Raw genomic sequence first — 19,092 nt, forward strand, 5'->3', positions numbered from 1 at the left:
CGGGGCTGTCCTGAAACGGTCGGCCGGAGCCCGTCTGTGGCGCACGCCTCACCCGTGCGGGGCAAGCGCCGCCGTCACACGGAACCGATCCTGCCGGTGGCCGCGTCCTTGGGGTCGTGCAGCGTCAAGGCTCGAACGGCGGAACCGCCGTGAACCGCGTCCGTGCGACGGGAGGTCTCCTCCTCGTCGCACATCTCGCGCTTGTCGCCTGGGTCACGCTGCGGCCCCTGGACGTGCCCTGGGTGAGCGCGGCGAACCTGCGGCCGTTCGCCGGCATCAGGGCCGATCTGGCGATGGGCCCCGAGGCGGCGGCCCGCGCCATCGGCAAGGGGCTGCTGCTGCTCGCCCCGCTCGGGGTGCTGCTGCCCCTCGCGGGCGGCCGGCTCTCCGTCTCTCCGCTGCTGTCCCTGATGCGGACGGTCGCCGCGGGCGCGCTGCTGTCGCTGGGCATCGAACTCCTGCAGACCGGGGTGCCCGGCCAGGTCGTCGACGTCGACTCGCTGCTGCTCAACACCGTGGGCGTGGCACTGGCCCATCTGGCCTTCGTGCCCGCCGGCCGGGCCGCGCTGCGCCGCCGCGCCCTGCTGCGTCGCCGGGCCGCCGCACTGCGCCGCAGGGAAGCGGTGGAGGAGTCGACTCAGGGTCTGACCCCGACGATTCCCAGGGTCGGTATCGCTCCATAGAGTGACGCCCGTGACTCTTCGTGTCCGTACTGTGGATGTCAGACGGGGCGACCGCACGGGAAGCCCCGGACCCGTCCGACGACGCTCACGAAGGAGTCGCAATGAACCGCCTTGCCCGCCCGACCGACGGCCGGATGATCGGCGGAGTGTGCGCCGCGCTGGCTCGGCGCTTCGGCACCTCCGCGACCACGATGCGCGTGATCTTCCTGGTCTCCTGCCTGCTGCCCGGCCCGCAGTTCCTGCTCTACATAGCGCTGTGGATCCTCTTCCCCGCCGAGGGCAAGGCGACCCGCACGGCCTGGTGACGCGTACGGCCTGGTGACGCGCACCTGAGCACGCCGATGGGGCGCACCCGAGCGGGGGTGCGCCCCATCGGCGCGTACGAAGGCGGTGCGGGCCGGGTCAGCCCAGCGGGATGCCGTTGACCGGCGCGCCGTGCGTGGGCAGGCCCTGGACGGGCAGTCCGCCGAGCAGACCGGCGACGGGCGCGGCGGGACCCTCGGCGAGGAGGTTCGCGACGGCCGGCTGGGCGGCGGTGACGGCACTGCCGAGCGCGTTCTGGCCCTGGGTGACCGCCTCGCCCGTCCCGGGCAGGGCCGAGGCGAGTCCGTCGACCGGCAGCGTGCTGGTGGCGTTGCCGAGCGCCGGGACCTCGGGGAGCGCGGGAGCGGCGTTGGCGGCGCCGGCTCCGGCGGCGGCGAAGGCGGCACCGAGAGCGGCGACACCGAGGGTTTTGGCAGCAGACTGCTTCATCTTCGTCCTTGCATGCTGTGACGGGGATTCGAGCGGTCCGAAACGGTAATCACGTGCGAGCGCGCCCCGCAAACATCGAAAAGCGGCCGAGTCGTCATCCCCCGGCCGCTTCCCGTCCTGCGATTTCAGCCCTCTTCGCGCACAGAACCGCTGGTGGAGGCGGTCTGCTGGAACAGCCATTCGGATTTAAGCTCGGCATAACCGGGCTTGATCACGTCATTGATCATGGCCAGTCGTTCATCGAAAGGAATGAATGCTGATTTCATCGCATTGACTGTGAACCACTGCATGTCGTCGAGCGAATAGCCGAAAGCGTCGACAAGGTGCTCGAATTCGCGGCTCATGCTGGTGCCGGACATCAGACGGTTGTCGGTGTTCACGGTCGCCCGGAAGTGCAGCCGCCGCAGCAGCCCGATGGGGTGCTCGGCGTACGAGTCGGCGGCGCCCGTCTGGAGGTTGGAACTGGGGCACAGCTCCAGCGGCACCCGCTTGTCGCGTACGTACGAGGCGAGGCGGCCCAGTTTCACCGTGCCGTCGTCCTGCACCTGGATGTCGTCGATGATGCGCACGCCGTGGCCCAGCCGGTCGGCGCCGCACCACTGGAGCGCCTGCCAGATGGAGGGGAGCCCGAAGGCCTCGCCCGCGTGGATCGTGAAGTGGTTGTTCTCCCGCTTCAGATACTCGAAGGCGTCCAGGTGGCGGGTGGGCGGGAAGCCCGCCTCGGCGCCCGCGATGTCGAAGCCGACGACGCCCAGATCCCGGTAGCGGTTGGCCAGTTCGGCGATCTCCAGGGCGCGGGCCGCGTGCCGCATGGCGGTGAGCAGGGCGCCGACGCGGATGCGGTGGCCGTTCTCGCGGGCCAGCCGCTCGCCCTCCCGGAAGCCCTCGTTGACGGCCTCGACGACCTCTTCGAGGGTGAGCCCGGCTTCGAGGTGCTGCTCGGGCGCGTACCGCACCTCGGCGTAGACGACGCCGTCCTGGGCAAGGTCCTCGGCGCACTCGGCGGCGACGCGGACCAGCGCCTCGCGGGTCTGCATGACGGCGCAGGTGTGCGCGAAGGTCTCCAAGTACCGCTCCAGCGAACCGGAGTCGGCGGCTTCGCGGAACCAGATGCCGAGCTTGTCGGCGTCCGTCTCCGGGAGGCCCGTATAGCCCGTGTCACGGGCGAGGTCGACGATCGTCCCGGGGCGCAGGCCGCCGTCCAGGTGATCGTGCAGCAGGACCTTCGGCGCCCGGCGGATCTGCTCCGAGCTCGGGGTGTTCTTGGTCTGGCTCGTCATTTCCGCACTCTAACTCCTACGCGCGTAGATATCTCCTTGCGCGGATCCGTCGATATGTAACGGTGACCGTGCGGACGGATGGCGTACACCATGACTTCTGACACTGTTTTGTCATGGCACAGCAAGCGACGCCGGTTCGCACGGCACGGCTGGGGCGGGCACTCGGCACGGAGCCGACGGCGGTGAGCGGCGTGGTGCTGCTGCTGCCGGGCGGCGAGGAGACCTCGTCCCGCAGACCTTCACCGATGCTGGCGGCCGCGTCCGTCAGGGCGTTGGGCCGCCGGCTCACACGCGCGGGACGCACGGAGGGGCTGGCGGTGCACGTGGTGCACTACCGGTTCCGCGGCTGGAACGGGAGCGAGGCGCATCTGGCGCAGGACGCCGCGTGGGCCGCGGACGAGGTCGTACGGCGGTACGGGGACGTGCCCGTCTGCCTCGCGGGCGTGGACATGGGCGGGCGGGCCGCGCTGCGCGCGGGAGGCCATGACGCCGTCAACTCCGTGCTGGCGCTGTCCCCCTGGCTGCCCGAGGACGATGTCGCGGCACCGCCCGAACCGGTGAAACAGCTCGCGGGGCGGCGAGTGCTGATCGTGCACGGCACCAACGACCAGCGGACCGACCCCGAGTTGTCGTTCCGGCTCGCGGCGCGGGCCAAGAAGGCGAACCGGGACATCTGCCGGTTCGAGGTGCACTCGGACCGGCACGCGCTGCACGCGTTCCGCGACGAAGTGCACGCGCTCGCCGAGGACTTCGTGATGGGGGCGCTGTTCGGGCGGGCGTTCTCGCGCCCCGTGGAGGACGCGCTCGCGGCTCCGCCGCCGCTGGGCCTGCGGATGCCGCTCGCGTCCGGTTTCGGACGGTCGCTCCGGCGCTAGGTCCTGGAGGAGATTGTCTGCGCGGTGTTCCTGCCGCTGGTGCGCCGAGCCGCGGAACAGTGGGAAGAACGGCGGTGGAATTCTTCATTCAGCAGGCATGTACTTCTTTGCCGAGCAATTCCGCTCCCCCCGTCCATCGACAGGACCTGCGCAAACGCCGGCCGAAGCCGTTGCGCGGAAATGACGGATCCTGTCAAACTGACGCCGGAAACCGTCCATTTGGAGGGGTGTCTGGTGGGGGAACGGCCCGACGACCGACACAGACGACGGCTCGCCTCATGAGCCCTGTTCTGGACACCGCGTCCATGCCGCCGCAGGACCGGGAGGAAGTGGTCCGGCACGCGGTGTGGGAATCCGTGGTGGCGGTCGACATCGACCATCCCGTCCCGGCGGAGGACATCTCCGTCCGCATCGGGCTCGGCACCTTCGGGCCCCTCAGGGTCCTTTCGGCGCGGGCGACCGCGGTCACCGTCCGCCGGACCGAGCAACTGGCCCGGAAGGACGAGGAACCGCTCGTCTTCCTCGGTCTGCAGATGACGGGCACCAGCCTGGTGGTGCAGAACGGCCGCGAATGCCTGCTGGGGCCGGGAGACTTCGCCGTGTACGAATCGGTCGCTCCCTACACGCTCCTCTTCGACGAGGGGGTCGACCACCACTTCTTCCGTCTCCCCCGCGCCGCGCTCGCGCTCCCCGAGCGGCTGTTACGGGACGTCACCGCGGTCACCCTGGGCCCCGGCAATCCCGTCGCGCGCCTCGCCTCCACCTACTTCTCCAGGCTGGCCGCCGACGACACCCTGCAGCAGGGCGCGCACGCGGACGCCGTCGTGGAACCGAGCATCGAACTGCTCCGGGCCGTCCTGGCGTCCCAGCACGGTGACGCCCGCCGGGCCAGGGAGCCGCTGGAGGCGACACTGAGCCTGCGGATCACCCACTGGATCCGGGCGCACCTGGCCGACCCCGACCTGTCGGCGGCACGGATCGCCGCCGCGCACGGAATCTCCGTACGCCATCTCTACGCCGTGCTGTCCCGGTCGGGCATCAGCCTCGGAGACTGGATCCGCGCACTCCGCCTGGCCGAATGCAGACGGGAGCTGGCCGGCCCGAGCGGCCGGCTGCGGACCGTCGCGGCGATCGGCCGACGATGGGGCTTCGTGGACGCGACCCACTTCAGCAAGGTGTTCAAGCGGGCCTACGGGATCTCGCCCCGGGCCTGGCGCGACCAGAACGGCCCCGGCGGCCCGCGCCTCTCCGGGTGAGGGCTGCCGTACGACCGCGGTCGTACGGCAGCCGGAGCGGACTACGGCCTCAGCACTGGCGCAGGCCGGACGCCGGGTCCTGACCGGTCTTCAGCGAGACGGCCGGGACGTTGCCCCAGGCGCCGTTGTCGAGCTGGGTCCAGTACCAGATGTCGTTCTGGCCCTGGTGCGGGTCGCCGTGGCCCCAGCACACGAACCAGTTGAACCCGGTGTTGAGCGTGCCGCGGGTGGCCGAGCGGTAGGAGCGGTCCGCGTAGCCCTTCGCGCCCACGGTGTTGCCGCAGTACAGACGGCCGTCGGAGCGGACCCCGCACTCGGCGGCGTGGGCGGTGGTGGCGGGCACGAAGAGTGCCAGCAGGGCGGTGGCGATCAGAGCGCCCAATGTCCTGGTCATGCGCGAGGTATTCATGATCCGTCCAACGGCCCGGCCGGGGCGAGGTAACGACCGGTCCCGGCCACCGTGGCGGAGCGAAACCGGCCCCCTCACTCCGGGAGCAGATTGCCCCTTCTCGACAGCAGGAACTTCTTGAAGGCCGCCACCGGGGGTGTGTCCGGGTGGCCGTCCAGCCAGGCGACCCCGATCTCGCGGGCCGCGCGGGGGGCGGTGACCGTCAGTTCCACCACGCCCGGGCGGGGGACGGCCGGCGGCGGCAGGAGGGCCACGCCCAGGCCCGCCGCCACCAGGCCGCGCAGGGTCTCGGCCTCCTCGCCCTCGAAGGCGATCCGGGGGCGGAAGCCCGCCTGCCGGCAGAGGTCGTCGGTGATGCGGCGCAGGCCGTAGCCCGGTTCCAGGGTCACGAAAGCCTCGTCGGCGGCCTCGGCGAGACGGATACGGCGGCGCGAGGCCAGGCGGTGGTCGGCCGGGACCACCAGGCGGAGCTTCTGCTCGTCCAGACGGCGGCCCACCAGGTCGGGGGCGTCCGGGACGGGGGACGTGAGGCAGAGGTCGAGTTCGCCGGAGCGCAGGCGCTCGATCATCGCCTCGCCGTAGTTCTGGACGAGGCTGAAGCGCACGCGGGGATGGTCGACGCGGAAGGCCCGGATCAGCGCCGGGACCGTCTCGGAGCCCATGGTGTGCAGAAAGCCGAAGGCGACCTTGCCGGTGGTGGGGTCGGCGTCGGCCCGTACCTCGTCGGCGGCCCGCTCGATCTCGGCGAGCGCCCGTTCGACGGAACCGAGGAACGTGCGGCCGGCCGGGGTGAGGGAGACCGTGCGGCCGCGGCGGGCGAAGAGGTCCACGCCCAGGTCCTGTTCGAGGCGGACCATCGCCCGGGACAGCGTCGACTGCGGGACCTGCATCTCCTGCGCGGCCCGCGTCACATGCTCGGTGCGGGCGACCCCGGCGAAGTACGCCAGCCGCGGGGCGAGCACGGCGACGATGTCTTCTGTGTCACCGGACGGTGACAGGCGACCTTCTGACCTCTGCTGATGCATCACGGGAACGATTATGGCGATTCCATGCATTGGACGGATGACGAGGAGGACTTTAGGTTCGAAACATGCCTTCCGCCAGTACCGGGGCGTCCACCAGCGTGGTCGCCCCCTCCGCCGCCACTCCCTCCGAAGCCGTCGTCCCCACCGACGTGGTCCCCGTCGACACCCGGCTGACCCCGGGCGGGCCCGGCTACCGCCGGATGAGCTTCGCCCTGTTCCTCGCCGGTGTCGCGACCTTCGCGCTCCTCTACTCCACCCAGGCCCTCCTCCCCCTGATCTCGCACGACTTCGGGGTCACGGCGAGCACCGCGAGCTGGACGGTGTCGGCGGCGACCGGCGCACTGGCCCTGTTCGTCCTGCCGCTGAGCGCGCTCTCCGAGCGATTCGGACGGCGTACGTTGATGACGGCGTCCCTCGCGGTCGCGGTGACCGTCGGTCTGCTCGTGCCCTTCGCCCCCTCGGTCGGCTGGCTGGTCGCGCTGCGGGCCGTCCAGGGCGCGGCGCTGGCCGGACTGCCGGCCTCGGCGACGGCGTACCTGGCGGAGGAGGTACGGCCGAAGGCACTGATCACCGCCATCGGCCTGTTCGTCGCGGGCAACAGCGTCGGCGGGATGAGCGGCCGGGTCATCACCGGCTGGGTCGCGCAGGAGTGGGGCTGGCGGGTCGCCGTCGGGACGATCGGCGTGATCGCGGTGGGCTGCGCGGTCGCCTTCCGGCTGCTGCTCCCGGCGCCCCGGCACTTCAAGGCGGCGTCGCTGCGCCCCACGGCGCTGGTCCGCACGGTCCGGGATCACCTCGCGAACCCGCTGCTGCGCAGGCTGTACGCGATCGGCGCGCTGTTCATGACGGTGTTCGGCGCCGTCTACACGGTGATCGGCTACCGCCTCACCGACGCCCCGTTCTCCCTCCCGCAGGGCCTCATCGGCTCGATCTTCCTGGTCTACCTGGTCGGTACGGTCTCGGCGTCGACCGCCGGAAAGCTGGTGGGCCGTCTCGGTCGGCGCGGCGCGCTGTATCTCGCGGGCGCCACGACGACCGCGGGTCTGCTGGTGTCGCTGGCCGACTCGCTGCCGTTCGTGCTGCTCGGTCTTGTGCTGATCACAGCCGGGTTCTTCGCCGGGCACGCGGTGGCGTCCTCCTCCGTCAGCCACACGGCGAAGCAGGGCCGCGCCCAGGCCTCGGCGCTGTACCAGTCCGCCTACTACCTGGGCTCCAGCGCGGGCGGCACGCTCGGCGCGGTCGCCTACCACTCCGGCGGCTGGGCCGGGACGGTCGCGCTCGGCCTGCTGGCGGTGGTCGGGGTCGTGGGGATCACGGTGATCGGCTCGCACGCGGCCCGGACGCAGCGGCGGCTGGTGGCGGTGCAGCACTGACACACCCGGGGCTCCCCGGGGGCAACCGGCGTACATGGGGGTGCAGGTCAGGACAGTAACTGTCCTGACCTGCACCTTTTCCGTCTCGGGGGGCCATTGTCAGTGGGCTGCGGTAGCTTCCGGGGTGTCGGTGCCGCAATGGGGCGGCGTCTGTGCGACGGACAGAGCCACAGGGGTGGGTTGGCCATGAGCGACGGTACGGCGACGGTGGAAGACCTCGATGTCCGGCTGGAGAAGCACCGGGTCGAGCTGACGGGGTACTGCTACCGCATGCTCGGCTCGTCCTTCGAGGCCGAGGACGCGGTGCAGGACACGCTGGTGCGCGCCTGGCGCAGCTACGACAAGTTCGAGGGCCGCTCCTCGATGCGTTCGTGGCTGTACCGGATCGCGACGAACGTCTGCCTGGACATGCTGACCGCCGGCAACAAACGGGCCCGGCCGATGGATCTGACGGACTCGACGCCCCTCGCGCAGGCCGCCCTGACGCCGCGCGCGGACAACACCTGGCTGGAGCCGATGCCGGACGCGCGCGTGCTGCCGACGGTCGCCGACCCGGCCGAGGCCGCCGTCGCCAAGGAGTCGGTGCGTCTCGCCTTCATGGCCGCCCTGCAGCAGCTGCCGCCCAAGCAGCGGGCCGTGCTCATCCTGCGTGAGGTGCTGGCGTGGAAGGCGAGCGAGGTGGCCGAGTTGCTCGGCACGACGGTCGCCTCCGTGAACAGCGCGCTGCAGCGGGCGCGTGCGACGCTCTCGGAGAGCGGCGACGGGAGCGCGGCGGCGCGGGCCGTCACCTCCGATCCGCTCGACGAGGAGCAGCAGAAGCTGCTCGATCGCTATGTGGCCGCCTTCGAGGGGTACGACATGGCGGCGCTGACGGCCCTCCTGCACGAGGACGCCGTGATGACGATGCCGCCGTTCGACCTGTGGCTGACCGGGCCCGCGGACATCACGGGCTTCATGACGACGCTCGGTGCGGCCTGCGCGGACTCCCATCTGGTGCCGGTCGCGGTGAACGGACTGCCGGGCTTCGCCCAGTACAAGCCGGATCCCGAGACGGGTGGCCGTACGGCGTGGGCCGTGCAGGTCCTGGAGATCTCAGAGGGGCGGATCACGGGGTTCCACTGCTTCCTCGACACGCAGCGGTGGTTCCCGCTGTTCGGGCTGCCGCTCCAGCTCGAAGGGCAGGGCGACGAGGGCGAGCAGCGCGCGTAGGGCGGGGTCCGGGGAGCGGAGTCTGAGGCGGCCTCCGGCGCGGCGGGCCGCGAGCTGCATCCTGGCCAGGGCGTCGACGGTCGTCAGGCCCGGTGGGCCCAGGTCCGCGACGTCGCAGACGACGACGTGGGCCGTGGTGTCCTGCAGCCGTGCGCGCACGGCTTCGCAGAGCCTCGGCACGTCGTCCTTGGTGACGGGGCCGGGCAGTACGAGTACGGGGGGTGTCGTGGCGTCCACGTGCGGTAGACCGGGGCGGGGCGCGGAACTCATCGCTTGAGCGTTGCGACCTGCGGTCGGCTGGGCGATCCGTCGGGTGCGGGTCGGTGGGGGCTGGCCGCGCCGTTCCCCGCGCCCCTTGAAGGCGGGCCCCAAGGGGCGCGGGGAACTGCGCGAGCGGGGGCGAGGGGGCGGAGCCCCCATGCGGTGACGGGGAGCCCCACAGCCGGTGGGGGCTCCCCCCGGCCCTAGGGTTGGGTGTATGACCCATGAATCACCGGGCCCGCGGGAGGCGTCGTGCAGGGGGTGCTGAACGGGTTCGCCGTCATCGCCGTCGTCATCGCGGTCGGCTATCTGATCGGGCGTCGGGGGTATCTCGGCGACAACGGACGGGAGGTGCTGACCAAGCTCGCCTTCCACGTCGCCACGCCCGCGCTGCTCTTCACGACCCTCGCGCGGGCCGACCTGTCGGTGATCCTGTCGAACCGGCTGCTGGTGACGGCGATCAGCACGTTCGCCGTGGCCGGGATCTTCGTCGCGGTCGGTGCCGTACGCCGCTGGGGCGTGGGCCGTACGACGATCGGCGCGCTCTGCTCCAGCTACGTCAACGCGGGCAATCTCGGTATCCCGATCGCCGTGTACGTCCTCGGGGACGCCTCACTCGTCGCGCCGGTCCTGCTGTTCCAGCAGATCGTGATGACACCGGTCGCGCTGACGGTCCTCGACCTGTCGGGCGCGGGCGAGAAGCAGCCCCTCTGGCGTCAGGTCACCGCTCCCCTGCGCAACCCCGTCGGGATCGGCTCACTGGCCGGGGTGGCCGTCTCGGCGACGGGGCTGACCGTCCCGGGGCCCGTCATGGACCCGCTGACCCTGATCGGCAACATGTCCGTACCGGCCGTGCTGCTCGCCTTCGGCATCTCCCTGTGCGGCAGCACGATGCCGGGCCGCGGGCCGGACCGGGCACCCGTACTGCTCTCCGTCGCCCTGAAGTCCGTGGGCCAGCCCCTGGCGGCCTGGGCACTGGCGGCGGGTGTCTTCGGCCTGCGGGGCGAGCACCTGCTGGACGTGGTCGTCACCTCGGCCCTGCCGGCCGCCCAGAACCTCTTCACCTACGCCTCGCGCTACCGCGTCGGCGAGGTCCTGGCCCGCGAGTCGATCCTGCTGTCGACGATGCTGGCGGTACCGGTGCTGGTGGTGATCGCGGCGCTGCTGGGATGACGCCCTCGACAGCGCCGGATCGCGGAACGGGACCGGTGGTCGTCCACCGGTCCCGTTCCGCGATCCGCTTCAATCGCCTCAGGCGATACGTTCCAGCACCACCGGTGGCGTCTTGAACTCCGTGCCGGGGGTCGTCACGTCGTACGCGTCCGTCACCGCCTCCAGGGCGTAGTCGAAGCGTTCCGGGGTGTCCGTGTGGAGGGTGAGGAGGGGCTGGCCCTCGGTCACCGTGTCGCCGGGCTTGGCGTGGAGTTCGATGCCCGCGGCGGCCTGCACCGGGTCCTCCTTGCGGGCGCGGCCCGCGCCCAGGCGCCAGGCGGCGACGCCGATGTCGTACGCGTCCAGGCGGGTCAGGACACCGGAGGCCGGGGCCTTGACGACGTGCTGTTCGCGGGACGTGGGGAGCGGGGCGTCCGGGTCGCCGCCCTGGGCCGCGATCATGCGGCGCCACGCGTCCATCGCCGAGCCGTCGGCCAGTGCCTTCGCCGGGTCGGCGTCCTTGATGCCCGCCGCGTCCAGCATCTCGCGGGCCAGGGCGAGGGTGAGTTCCACGACGTCGGACGGGCCGCCGCCGGCCAGGACCTCGACCGACTCGCGGACCTCCAGGGCGTTGCCGGCGGTCAGGCCGAGCGGGGTGGACATGTCGGTGAGGAGCGCGACCGTCCGTACGCCGTGGTCCGTGCCCAGGCCCACCATCGTGGAGGCCAGCTCGCGGGCGTCCTCGATGGTCTTCATGAAGGCGCCGCTGCCGACCTTCACGTCCAGGACGAGCGAGCCCGTACCCTCCGCGATCTTCTTCGACATGATCGAGGAGGCGATCAGCGGGATCGCCTCGACCGTGCCGGTCACGTCACGCAGCGCGTAGAGCTTCTTGTCCGCGGGGGCCAGGCCGTCGCCCGCCGCGCAGATCACCGCGCCGACCGAGTCCAGGACGGAGAGCATCTCGTCGTTCGAGAGCGCCGCGCGCCAGCCCGGGACCGACTCCAGCTTGTCGAGGGTGCCGCCGGTGTGGCCGAGGCCCCGGCCGGACAGCTGCGGGACGGCCGCGCCGCAGGCCGCCACGAGGGGCGCGAGCGGGAGCGTGATCTTGTCGCCGACGCCGCCCGTGGAGTGCTTGTCGGCCGTCGGGCGGGACAGGGACGAGAAGTCCATGCGCTCGCCGGAGGCGATCATCGCGGCGGTCCAGGTGGCGATCTCCCGGCGGTTCATGCCGTTGAGCAGGATCGCCATGTTGAGGGCGGCCATCTGGTAGTCGGCGACCTCACCGCGCGTGTACGCGTCGATGACCCAGTCGATCTGCCCGTCGCTCAGCTCGCCGCGGTCCCGCTTGGTGCGGATCACGGAGATGGCGTCCATCGACAACGCGGTCATGGCTTCCCTTCGGTAGTGCAAGTAGTGCAAGTAGTGCAAGTGGTGCAAGTAATGCGGTGGTGCGAGCAGTGCGGCGGCCCCCGGAGCTCTCCGGGAGCCGCCCGTGGATCACCTGGTGAGGTGGTCCGGGCCGAAGGCCTGCGGGAGCATCTCGGAGAGCGGGAGGAGGCCGGCCGGGGTCTCCAGAATGAGATCGGGGCCGCCGAACTCGTACAGGAGCTGGCGGCAGCGGCCGCACGGGACGAGGATCTCGCCGTGGCCGTCCACGCACGTGAAGTGCGTGAGCCGGCCTCCCCCGGTGTTCTGGAGCTGCGAGACCAGCCCGCACTCGGCGCACAGGCCGAGTCCGTACGAGGCGTTCTCCACGTTGCAGCCGGAGATCACCCGGCCGTCGTCGACCAGGGCCGCGACCCCGACCGGGTAGCCCGAGTAGGGGGCGTACGCGCGGGACATCGCCTCGCGCGCCACCTCCCGCAGGGCCTTCCAGTCGACCTCGGCCGGCCCGGTCCCGGCCGCCGTCACTTGCCCTGCCCTCGCCGGTACGGCATGCCGTCCGCCTTCGGCATCCGCAGGCGCTGCGCGGAGAGCGCGAGGACCAGCAGCGTGACGACGTACGGGGTCGCGGTGACGACCTGGTTCGGGACCTCGTTGGTGGTGGCGTACCAGAGGAAGACCAGGACTCCGAGGACACCGGTGATCGCCGCGTGGACGTACCGCTTCTTCCAGACGAAGTACGCCGCGCCGATGATCAGGAGCAGCGCCAGCAGGAGGAGCAGCGCGTGGACGTTGGTGCCGCCGCCGCGGAGCTTGAGGCTGTCGGTGTAGCCGAACAGGCCCGCGCCCAGGGCGAGTCCGCCCGGCATCCAGTTGCCGAAGATCATCGCGGCGAGACCGATGTAGCCGCGCCCGCCGGTCTGGCCCTCCAGGTAGATGTTGGAGGCGACCAGGGAGAGGAACGCGCCGCCGAGTCCGGCGAAGCCGCCGGAGATGACCACGGCCAGGTACTTGTACTTGTAGACGTTGACGCCGAGCGACTCCGCGGCCACCGGGTTCTCGCCGCAGGAGCGCAGCCGCAGCCCGAAGGAGGTGCGCCACAGCACCCACCAGGTGACCGGGACGAGCAGGACGGCGATCACGGTGAGCGGCGACAGGTCGGTGAAGAGGCCGCCGACCAGACCGGCGAGGTCGGAGACCAGGAACCAGTGCTTGCCGTTCAGCGTCTGGAGCCAGTCCGAGAGCCCCGGGATGTCGAAGGTGCCGAGCGAGTCGACGGGCGGCGACTGCTTCGACGTACCGCCCTCCTCGCCCTCGAAGGCGAAGGTCGACAGATAGCGGGTGGCGCCGAGGGCCAGGATGTTGATGGCCACACCGGAGACGATGTGGTTGACGTTGAAGGTCACGGTGACGATCGCGTGCAGCAGACCGCCGAGCGCGCCGCCGATGATGCCGAAGGCGACACCGGTCCACGGGCCCCACTGGAAGCCGGCCCAGGCGCCGAACCAGGTGCCGAGGATCATCATGCCTTCGAGGCCGATGTTGACGACGCCCGCGCGCTCGGCCCACAGTCCGCCGAGTCCCGCGAGGCCGATCGGTACGGCCAGGCGCAGGGCGGTGGACATCTGGCCGGTGGAGGTGATGCCGTTCGCGTCGGTGATGAGGCGGACGACGGAGACGAGGACCAGCAGGCCCGCGATGAGCAGGAGCAGGACCGGGAGCGAGATACGGCGGCGGCCCCGGGCGGGCTTCGGCGCCTGCGGCTTGGCGACGGTCGAGGTGCTCATCGGGCAGCCACCTCCTTCTTGGAGTTGTCGTTGGCGGCGGCAGCGGCCAGTTCGGCACCGACGCGCCGCTGCTGGCGGCGCAGGCCCCAGACGCGTACGGCCTCGTAGGAGACGACGACCGCGATCACGATGAGACCCTGCATGATCACCGCGATCTCCTTGTCGTACGCCACCGGGGTCGCGTAGTCGAGGGCGGGCGAGGCCTTGTCGAGGAAGGCGACCAGCAGGGCGGCGAAGGCGATGCCGACCGGGTTGTTGCGGCCGAGCAGCGCGATGGTGATGCCGGTGAAGCCGAGGCCCGTCGGGAAGGACAGGCTGTAGGTGTGGGCGTCGCCGAGGAGGATCGGCAGGCCGGCGAGGCCCGCCATGCCGCCGGAGATGAGCATCGCGGTGAGGACCATGCGCTTGGCGTCCACGCCGGAGGCGGCGGCCGCGGTCTCGGAGGCGCCGGTGGCGCGCAGGTCGAAGCCGAAGCGGGTGCGGTTGAGGACCAGCCAGTACAGGACACCGGCGAGTACGGCGATCAGGGTGAAGCCGTAGATCTCGCCCGCGTCGCCCATGTCGAAGCCGGGGAACCAGCCGGACTCCTTCATCACGCCGGTGGTCTGGTTGTTGCCGAGCGGCTGGCCCCAGACCTCGGTGAGGGTGAGGTAGCCGATGAGGCTGGTGGCGATGGCGTTGAGCATGATCGTCGCGACGACCTCGCTCACTCCGCGGGTCACCTTCAGGACACCCGCGATACCGGCCCAGAAGGCGCCGGTGAGCACGGCGATCAGCATCAGGAACGGGATCTGCAGGGCGGCGGGCAGCGAGACGTGCGCGCCGACGACCGCGGTCATCATGGCGGCGAGGCGGTACTGGCCGTCGACGCCGATGTTGAAGAGGTTCATCCGGAAGCCGACGGCGACCGCGAGGGCGGCGAGGTAGTAGACGCCGGCCTGGTTGATGATCAGGACCTGGACGTCGGCGAAACCGGCCTGCTCGAACATCAGGGTGTACGGCTCGATCGGGCTCTTGCCCGAGGCGAGCAGCACGAACGAGGTCAGCACCACGGCCGCCACGAGCGCGATGACCGGTCCGGCCACCGCGAGGAGCACTCGCTCCTTGTCGAACTTCTTCATCGGGCCTCGTCCTCCGGGGCTTCCTCTGCCTGCGCTGCGTGCTCTTCGCGCTCTGCCTGCTCCACGTGCTCCAGGTGGCCGGAGGCGGCGCCCGTCATGGCCGAACCCAGCTCCTCCGGAGTGATGGTGGCCGGGTCGGCGTCCGCGACGAGCCGGCCGTTGTAGATCACCCGGAGGGTGTCGGAGAGGCCGATCAGCTCGTCCAGGTCGGCTGAGATGAGCAGCACGGCGAGGCCCTCGCGGCGGGCCTCGCGGATCTGGTCCCAGATCGCGGCCTGCGCGCCGACGTCCACACCGCGGGTGGGGTGGGCGGCGATCAGGAAGCGCGGCTTGTGGCTCATCTCGCGGCCGACGATCAGCTTCTGCTGGTTGCCGCCGGACAGGGAGGCCGCCGTGACGTCGATGCCGGGCGTCCGGACGTCGTACTCCTCGACGATGCGGCGGGTGTCGGCCTGGGCGCCCTTGATGTCGAGCCACCTGCCCTTGGCGTTGGGCTTCTCGGTGACGTGGCCCAGGATGCGGTTCTCCCACAGCGGGGCTTCGAGGAGCAGGCCGTGGCGGTGGCGGTCCTCGGGGATGTAGCCGACGCCCTGTTCGCGGCGCCTGCGGGTGGGCCAGGAGGTGATCTCCTCGCCGATGAAGCGCAGGGTGCCCGAGTCGGCGTTCTTGAGGCCGATCAGGGCGTCGACCAGTTCGGTCTGGCCGTTGCCCTCGACCCCGGCGATGCCCATGACCTCACCGGCGTGGATGGTGAAGGTGACGTCGTCCAGGACGCGCTTGGCGTCGCCGCCCGCCGCGTCGCCCGCGAGCGATCCGGCGGCCGGGGCGTCGCCGACGGTGCCGGTCTCGCCGAGGGAGGCGCCGCCCGCCGCGTACACGGTGAGGCCCTCGACCTGGATGACGGGCTTGTCGGTGACCGTCGACTCGGCGGTCTCGGGGGTGGGCAGTTCGCTGCCGACCATCATCTCGGCGAGCTGCCGGGAGGTGGTCTCGGCGGGGACGGCCGTGCCGACCGTCGTGCCGCGGCGGATGACGGTGATCTCGTCGGCGACCGACAGGACCTCGCCCAGCTTGTGGGAGATGAAGATGACGGACAGGCCCTCGGCCTTGAGCTCGCGGAGGTTGTCGAAGAGCGCGTCGACCTCCTGCGGCACGAGGACGGCGGTGGGCTCGTCCAGGATCAGGATGCGGGCGCCGCGGTAGAGGACCTTGAGGATCTCCACGCGCTGGCGGTCGGCGACGCCGAGGTCCTCGACGAGGGCGTCCGGGCGGACCCCGAGGCCGTACCGGTCGGAGATCTCCCTGATCTTGTCGCGGGCTGCGCCGCCGATGCCGTACAGCTTCTCGCTGCCGAGGACGACGTTCTCCAGGACGGTGAGGTAGTCGGCCAGCATGAAGTGCTGGTGGACCATGCCGATGCCGCGCGCGATGGCGTCGGCGGGGCTGGCGAAGGCGACCTGCTCGCCGTCGACCGCGATGGTGCCCTCGTCCGGCTTCTGCATGCCGTAGAGGATCTTCATCAGGGTGGACTTGCCTGCCCCGTTCTCGCCGACGAGGGCGTGCACGGTGCCCTTGCGGACGGACAGGTGGATGTCGTGGTTGGCGACGACACCGGGGAAGCGCTTGGTGATCCCCGCGAGTTCGACCGACACGGGCGACTGCGACGGGGACGGTGACTGTGCGGCGAGCGGAGGGCTGCTGGACGCGTCGATGGCGTACTCCTTGGGGAAGGGGTCGATCTACGCGCGTAGAGCCCCTGCTTCAACAACTACTGCGGAGTCGGATGTTCCGGTCACATCCAGGCAGATCCATGCCTCCCGGACAGACCCGGGTCATCCGCCGCGCGAACGGGGCGCGGGAAGGCCATCCTTCCCACACCCCGTTTTCGCGACCGTAACGCTGCCATTACAGCGCCTGATTGACCACGGTTACTACGAGGTCTTCACCTTGATCGTGCCGTCGTTGATGCCGTCGGTGGCCTTCTTCAGGGCCTCCTGCAGCTTCGCGTTGTCCTTGAACTCCGGGTTCGAGTCCGCGAGGCCGACGCCGCCGGTCTTGAGGGAGGCGCGCACGACGCCCGTCTCGGGCTTGCCGTCCTGGACCGACTTGGCGAGGTTGTAGACCGCGCCCGCGACGTCCTTGGTGGCCGAGGTGAGGATGTACTGCTTGTACGCCTTCAGGGCGTCCTGGCTGTACTGGTCGGAGTCGACGCCGATCGCCCACACCTTGGCGGCGGAGGCGGCCTCGATGACACCCTGACCGGAGAGGCCGGCCGCGTGGTAGACCACGTCGGCGCCGTCCTCGATCTGGCCCTCGGCGGCGGTCTTGCCCTTGTCGGGGCTGGCGAAGCCGCCGTCCTCGGCCTTCTCGGTGAGGAACTGCGAGACGACCTTGACCTTCGGGTTGGTGTCCGCGACGCCCTGCTTGTAGCCCGCCTCGAACTTGTGGATCAGCGGGATGTCCACGCCGCCGACGAAGCCGACGGTCTTGGACTTGGTGGTGAGGGCCGCGGCGACACCCGCGAGGTACGAGGACTGCTCCTCGTGGAAGACCATGTCGGCGACGTTCTTCTTGTCGATCGTCTCGTCGTCGACGATGCCGAACGTGGTCTTCGGGAACTTCTCGGCGACCTCGGCGACCGCCGGCGCGTAGGCGTAGCCGACGCCGACCACCGGGTTGTAGCCCGCCTTGGCCAGCGTCTGCAGGCGCTGCACCTTGTCGGCGTCGGACTCGCCGTCGGTGGGCTCGACGGCCTTGGAGCCGTACTTGAACTCCGCGGCGGCCTTCTCCATTCCGGCGGTCGCGGCGTCGTTGAAGGACTGGTCGCCCTTGCCGCCGACGTCGTACGCGAGGGCGATGCCCTTGCTCTTGCCGTCGCCGCTGTCAGCGGCGTCGTTGGACGTGCCGCCGCAAGCAGCGAGGGCGGCGGTGAGGGTAGCGGTCGCAACGCCCGCGACAGCGATTCGGGACACCCGGCGCATGGAACGTGACTCCTTAGTGCAAGCGCCCGTACCAGGCGCTGGTTCCGCCGCAGCGTAACGCGCGTAGACCAGACGGAAAACCCCTTCTGTCCGGTCCGTTATCGAGCTGTGGCCACAGATGCCGTACAGACTACGGAACGTGGTACGCCCCTTGCGGGAGGCAAGGGGCGTACGTGTCCCTCGGCGGGGGCGGGGCGATGGGGGCGCGTTGTCCACTGCGGCCCGGTGGGGGCTGGTCGCGCAGTTCCCCGCGCCCCTCCGGAGCGGGGATGCGCCCCTGCCCCGGCTGCCGGCCGGCAGCCGAACACGCCACCGCCACCACATCAAGGGGCGCGGGGAACTGCGCGATCAGCCCCCACCGGCCGTCGGCCGAGGACCTACCCGCACCACCCCGCACCCCCGACCCGCACACACCGGAGGTGTCAGTCGGTCTTGACCGTCACCGTGCCGCTCACGATGTCCTCCTTCGCCTTCTCCACCGCCTCGACGACGTCCGTCATCTCCTTGTACTTCGGGTTCGAGTCGGCGAAGCCCACCCCGCCCGACTTCAGGTCGCCCCGGTGCTCACCGGAGAGCGGCTTCCCGTCCACGACGGACTTCGTGACCTCGTACACCGCGCCGCCCACGTCCTTGAGCGCGGAGCCGAGGATCCATTCCTTCGACGCGGCGAGCGCCTTCTGCTTGTACTGGTCCGAGTCGACCCCGATCGCCCAGACCTTCTGCGCCGCGGCCTCCTGGATGACGCCCTGGCCGGACAGACCGGCCGCGTGGTAGATCACGTCGGCGCCGGCCTCGACCTGCCCGCTGGCGGCCTCCTTGCCCATGCTCGGGTTGGAGAACCCGCCGTCCTCGGGCTTCTCGGTGAGGTACCGCTTCTCGATGTCGATCTTCGGGTCGACGGACTTGACCCCCTGGACGAAGCCGTCCTCAAACTTGTGGATGAGGGGGATGTCCACTCCGCCGATGAAGCCCACGTGCTTCTTCTTCGTGGCCTTGGCGGCGGCGACACCGGCGAGGTAGGAGGCCTGCTCCTCGGCGAACACCATGTCGGCGACGTTCTTCGCCTGCACCTGGGCGTCGTCGATGACGGCGAAGGTGGTCTTCGGGTACTTGGCGGCGACCTCCTTGACCGCCGGGGCGTAGATGTAGCCGACGCCGACGATGGGGTTGTAGCCGGCCTTCGCCATCTGGGTCAGCCGCTGCACCTTGTCGGCGTCCGACTCGCCGTCGCTCGGCTCGATGTCGTTCCCGCCGATCTTGAATTCCTTGCGGGCCTTCTCGAACCCGCTGTAGGCGGCGTCGTTGAAGGACTGGTCTCCCCGGCCGCCGATGTCGTAGGCGAGCCCGATGCCCTTGCCCTTGTAGCCGGAGCCTGAGCCGGACTCGGTGTCGCTGCCCGAGGAGTCGCTGCTGGTCTCACCGCAGCCGGAGGCCGCGACGACGACGACCGCGACGGCGACAGCGGCTTGAGAAAGCCTGGTTCTCCGAGAGATCCGACGCATGAGAGTGCACCCCTTACATTCCCCAACGGCGCCGTTGCC

At 70.7% G+C, this 19,092-nt stretch carries 19 protein-coding genes; 7 read left to right on the plus strand and 12 right to left on the minus strand.

Annotation, left to right across the window (positions count from 1 at the left end; translation table 11 throughout):
* The first annotated feature begins 116 nt into the window (after positions 1-116).
* Both J8N05_RS01415 and J8N05_RS01420 read left to right on the plus strand, forming a co-directional pair.
* A complete protein-coding gene (locus J8N05_RS01415) occupies positions 117-683 on the plus strand; it encodes a VanZ family protein (protein ID WP_210880672.1) in 567 nt (188 codons plus the stop codon).
* Between the two features lie 101 nt (positions 684-784).
* A complete protein-coding gene (locus tag J8N05_RS01420; protein ID WP_107020361.1) occupies positions 785-988 on the plus strand; it encodes a PspC domain-containing protein in 204 nt (67 codons plus the stop codon).
* A 97-nt stretch (positions 989-1,085) separates the two neighbouring features.
* Here J8N05_RS01420 and J8N05_RS01425 read toward each other — a convergent pair whose 3' ends face one another.
* A complete protein-coding gene (locus tag J8N05_RS01425) occupies positions 1,086-1,436 on the minus strand; it encodes an ATP-binding protein (protein WP_210880673.1) in 351 nt (116 codons plus the stop codon).
* A 125-nt stretch (positions 1,437-1,561) separates the two neighbouring features.
* On the minus strand, positions 1,562-2,716 hold the full coding sequence (locus J8N05_RS01430; RefSeq protein WP_210880674.1) for an adenosine deaminase: 1,155 nt from the start codon (positions 2,714-2,716) through the stop codon (positions 1,562-1,564).
* A 113-nt stretch (positions 2,717-2,829) separates the two neighbouring features.
* Between J8N05_RS01430 and J8N05_RS01435 the strand changes: the two genes are divergently transcribed.
* Positions 2,830-3,591: an alpha/beta hydrolase gene (locus tag J8N05_RS01435; protein WP_210880675.1), complete on the plus strand. Its 762-nt coding sequence runs from the start codon at positions 2,830-2,832 to the stop codon at positions 3,589-3,591.
* Positions 3,592-3,869: 278 nt separating this feature from the next.
* Positions 3,870-4,847 (plus strand): AraC-like ligand-binding domain-containing protein, encoded by a 978-nt coding sequence (locus J8N05_RS01440; RefSeq protein WP_210880676.1) that lies wholly within the window; start codon positions 3,870-3,872, stop codon positions 4,845-4,847.
* A 49-nt stretch (positions 4,848-4,896) separates the two neighbouring features.
* On the opposite strand, the gene J8N05_RS01445 is transcribed toward J8N05_RS01440, so the two are convergent.
* Together J8N05_RS01445 and J8N05_RS01450 are read right to left on the minus strand one after the other, a co-directional pair.
* Positions 4,897-5,241, minus strand: coding sequence for a hypothetical protein (locus tag J8N05_RS01445; RefSeq protein ID WP_210880677.1), 345 nt, complete (start codon positions 5,239-5,241; stop codon positions 4,897-4,899).
* Positions 5,242-5,330: 89 nt separating this feature from the next.
* Positions 5,331-6,284 (minus strand): LysR family transcriptional regulator, encoded by a 954-nt coding sequence (locus J8N05_RS01450; RefSeq protein ID WP_210880678.1) that lies wholly within the window; start codon positions 6,282-6,284, stop codon positions 5,331-5,333.
* A 62-nt stretch (positions 6,285-6,346) separates the two neighbouring features.
* Between J8N05_RS01450 and J8N05_RS01455 the strand changes: the two genes are divergently transcribed.
* Both J8N05_RS01455 and J8N05_RS01460 read left to right on the plus strand, forming a co-directional pair.
* The gene (locus tag J8N05_RS01455) at positions 6,347-7,654 is read left to right on the plus strand and encodes an MFS transporter (protein WP_210880679.1); all 1,308 of its coding nucleotides are present in this window, start codon (positions 6,347-6,349) and stop codon (positions 7,652-7,654) included.
* A 186-nt stretch (positions 7,655-7,840) separates the two neighbouring features.
* A complete protein-coding gene (locus tag J8N05_RS01460; protein ID WP_210880680.1) occupies positions 7,841-8,863 on the plus strand; it encodes a sigma-70 family RNA polymerase sigma factor in 1,023 nt (340 codons plus the stop codon).
* Here J8N05_RS01460 and J8N05_RS01465 read toward each other — a convergent pair.
* Positions 8,747-9,133, minus strand: coding sequence for an STAS domain-containing protein (locus J8N05_RS01465; protein ID WP_210880681.1), 387 nt, complete (start codon positions 9,131-9,133; stop codon positions 8,747-8,749). The two genes, J8N05_RS01460 and J8N05_RS01465, sit on opposite strands and share 117 nt — an antisense overlap.
* 243 nt (positions 9,134-9,376) lie before the next feature.
* On the opposite strand from J8N05_RS01465, the gene J8N05_RS01470 reads away from it, so the two are divergent.
* Entirely contained in the window at positions 9,377-10,297 is a 921-nt protein-coding gene (locus J8N05_RS01470) for an AEC family transporter (RefSeq protein ID WP_210880682.1), read from the plus strand.
* A 78-nt stretch (positions 10,298-10,375) separates the two neighbouring features.
* Here the strand turns inward: J8N05_RS01470 and J8N05_RS01475 are convergent, their stop codons facing one another.
* From J8N05_RS01475 to J8N05_RS01505, 7 genes are all read right to left on the minus strand, one after another.
* A complete protein-coding gene (locus J8N05_RS01475) occupies positions 10,376-11,659 on the minus strand; it encodes a thymidine phosphorylase (RefSeq protein WP_210889949.1) in 1,284 nt (427 codons plus the stop codon).
* A gap of 117 nt (positions 11,660-11,776) precedes the next feature.
* Positions 11,777-12,190: a cytidine deaminase gene (locus J8N05_RS01480; RefSeq protein ID WP_210880683.1), complete on the minus strand. Its 414-nt coding sequence runs from the start codon at positions 12,188-12,190 to the stop codon at positions 11,777-11,779.
* The gene (locus J8N05_RS01485; protein ID WP_210880684.1) at positions 12,187-13,449 is read right to left on the minus strand and encodes an ABC transporter permease; all 1,263 of its coding nucleotides are present in this window, start codon (positions 13,447-13,449) and stop codon (positions 12,187-12,189) included. The genes J8N05_RS01480 and J8N05_RS01485 overlap by 4 nt, the downstream gene beginning before the upstream one ends.
* Positions 13,446-14,570, minus strand: coding sequence for an ABC transporter permease (locus J8N05_RS01490; protein ID WP_210880685.1), 1,125 nt, complete (start codon positions 14,568-14,570; stop codon positions 13,446-13,448). The genes J8N05_RS01485 and J8N05_RS01490 overlap by 4 nt, the downstream gene beginning before the upstream one ends.
* Complete coding sequence (locus J8N05_RS01495; protein ID WP_210880686.1) at positions 14,567-16,222, minus strand: ABC transporter ATP-binding protein; 1,656 nt, start codon at positions 16,220-16,222, stop codon at positions 14,567-14,569. Before J8N05_RS01495 ends, J8N05_RS01490 begins: the two co-directional genes overlap by 4 nt.
* 279 nt (positions 16,223-16,501) lie before the next feature.
* Complete coding sequence (locus tag J8N05_RS01500; RefSeq protein ID WP_210880687.1) at positions 16,502-17,551, minus strand: BMP family lipoprotein; 1,050 nt, start codon at positions 17,549-17,551, stop codon at positions 16,502-16,504.
* A 422-nt stretch (positions 17,552-17,973) separates the two neighbouring features.
* A complete protein-coding gene (locus tag J8N05_RS01505) occupies positions 17,974-19,053 on the minus strand; it encodes a BMP family lipoprotein (RefSeq protein WP_210880688.1) in 1,080 nt (359 codons plus the stop codon).
* Between the last annotated feature and the right edge of the window lie 39 nt (positions 19,054-19,092).

Source organism: Streptomyces liliiviolaceus (assembly GCF_018070025.1).
In the GTDB taxonomy this organism is placed as follows: domain Bacteria; phylum Actinomycetota; class Actinomycetes; order Streptomycetales; family Streptomycetaceae; genus Streptomyces; species Streptomyces liliiviolaceus.

Excerpts from the sequence above, each read along its gene's own strand:
- J8N05_RS01505 (WP_210880688.1), bottom strand. The coding sequence starts at position 19,053 with ATGCGTCGGATCTCTCGGAGAACCAGGCTTTCTCAAGCCGCTGTCGCC.
- J8N05_RS01430 (WP_210880674.1), bottom strand. The coding sequence starts at position 2,716 with ATGACGAGCCAGACCAAGAACACCCCGAGCTCGGAGCAGATCCGCCGG.
- J8N05_RS01485 (WP_210880684.1), bottom strand. The coding sequence starts at position 13,449 with ATGAGCACCTCGACCGTCGCCAAGCCGCAGGCGCCGAAGCCCGCCCGG.
- J8N05_RS01490 (WP_210880685.1), bottom strand. The coding sequence starts at position 14,570 with ATGAAGAAGTTCGACAAGGAGCGAGTGCTCCTCGCGGTGGCCGGACCG.
- J8N05_RS01440 (WP_210880676.1), top strand. The coding sequence starts at position 3,870 with ATGAGCCCTGTTCTGGACACCGCGTCCATGCCGCCGCAGGACCGGGAG.
- J8N05_RS01465 (WP_210880681.1), bottom strand. The coding sequence starts at position 9,133 with ATGAGTTCCGCGCCCCGCCCCGGTCTACCGCACGTGGACGCCACGACA.
- J8N05_RS01420 (WP_107020361.1), top strand. The coding sequence starts at position 785 with ATGAACCGCCTTGCCCGCCCGACCGACGGCCGGATGATCGGCGGAGTG.
- J8N05_RS01435 (WP_210880675.1), top strand. The coding sequence starts at position 2,830 with ATGGCACAGCAAGCGACGCCGGTTCGCACGGCACGGCTGGGGCGGGCA.
- J8N05_RS01460 (WP_210880680.1), top strand. The coding sequence starts at position 7,841 with ATGAGCGACGGTACGGCGACGGTGGAAGACCTCGATGTCCGGCTGGAG.
- J8N05_RS01500 (WP_210880687.1), bottom strand. The coding sequence starts at position 17,551 with ATGCGCCGGGTGTCCCGAATCGCTGTCGCGGGCGTTGCGACCGCTACC.
- J8N05_RS01425 (WP_210880673.1), bottom strand. The coding sequence starts at position 1,436 with ATGAAGCAGTCTGCTGCCAAAACCCTCGGTGTCGCCGCTCTCGGTGCC.
- J8N05_RS01455 (WP_210880679.1), top strand. The coding sequence starts at position 6,347 with ATGCCTTCCGCCAGTACCGGGGCGTCCACCAGCGTGGTCGCCCCCTCC.
- J8N05_RS01445 (WP_210880677.1), bottom strand. The coding sequence starts at position 5,241 with ATGACCAGGACATTGGGCGCTCTGATCGCCACCGCCCTGCTGGCACTC.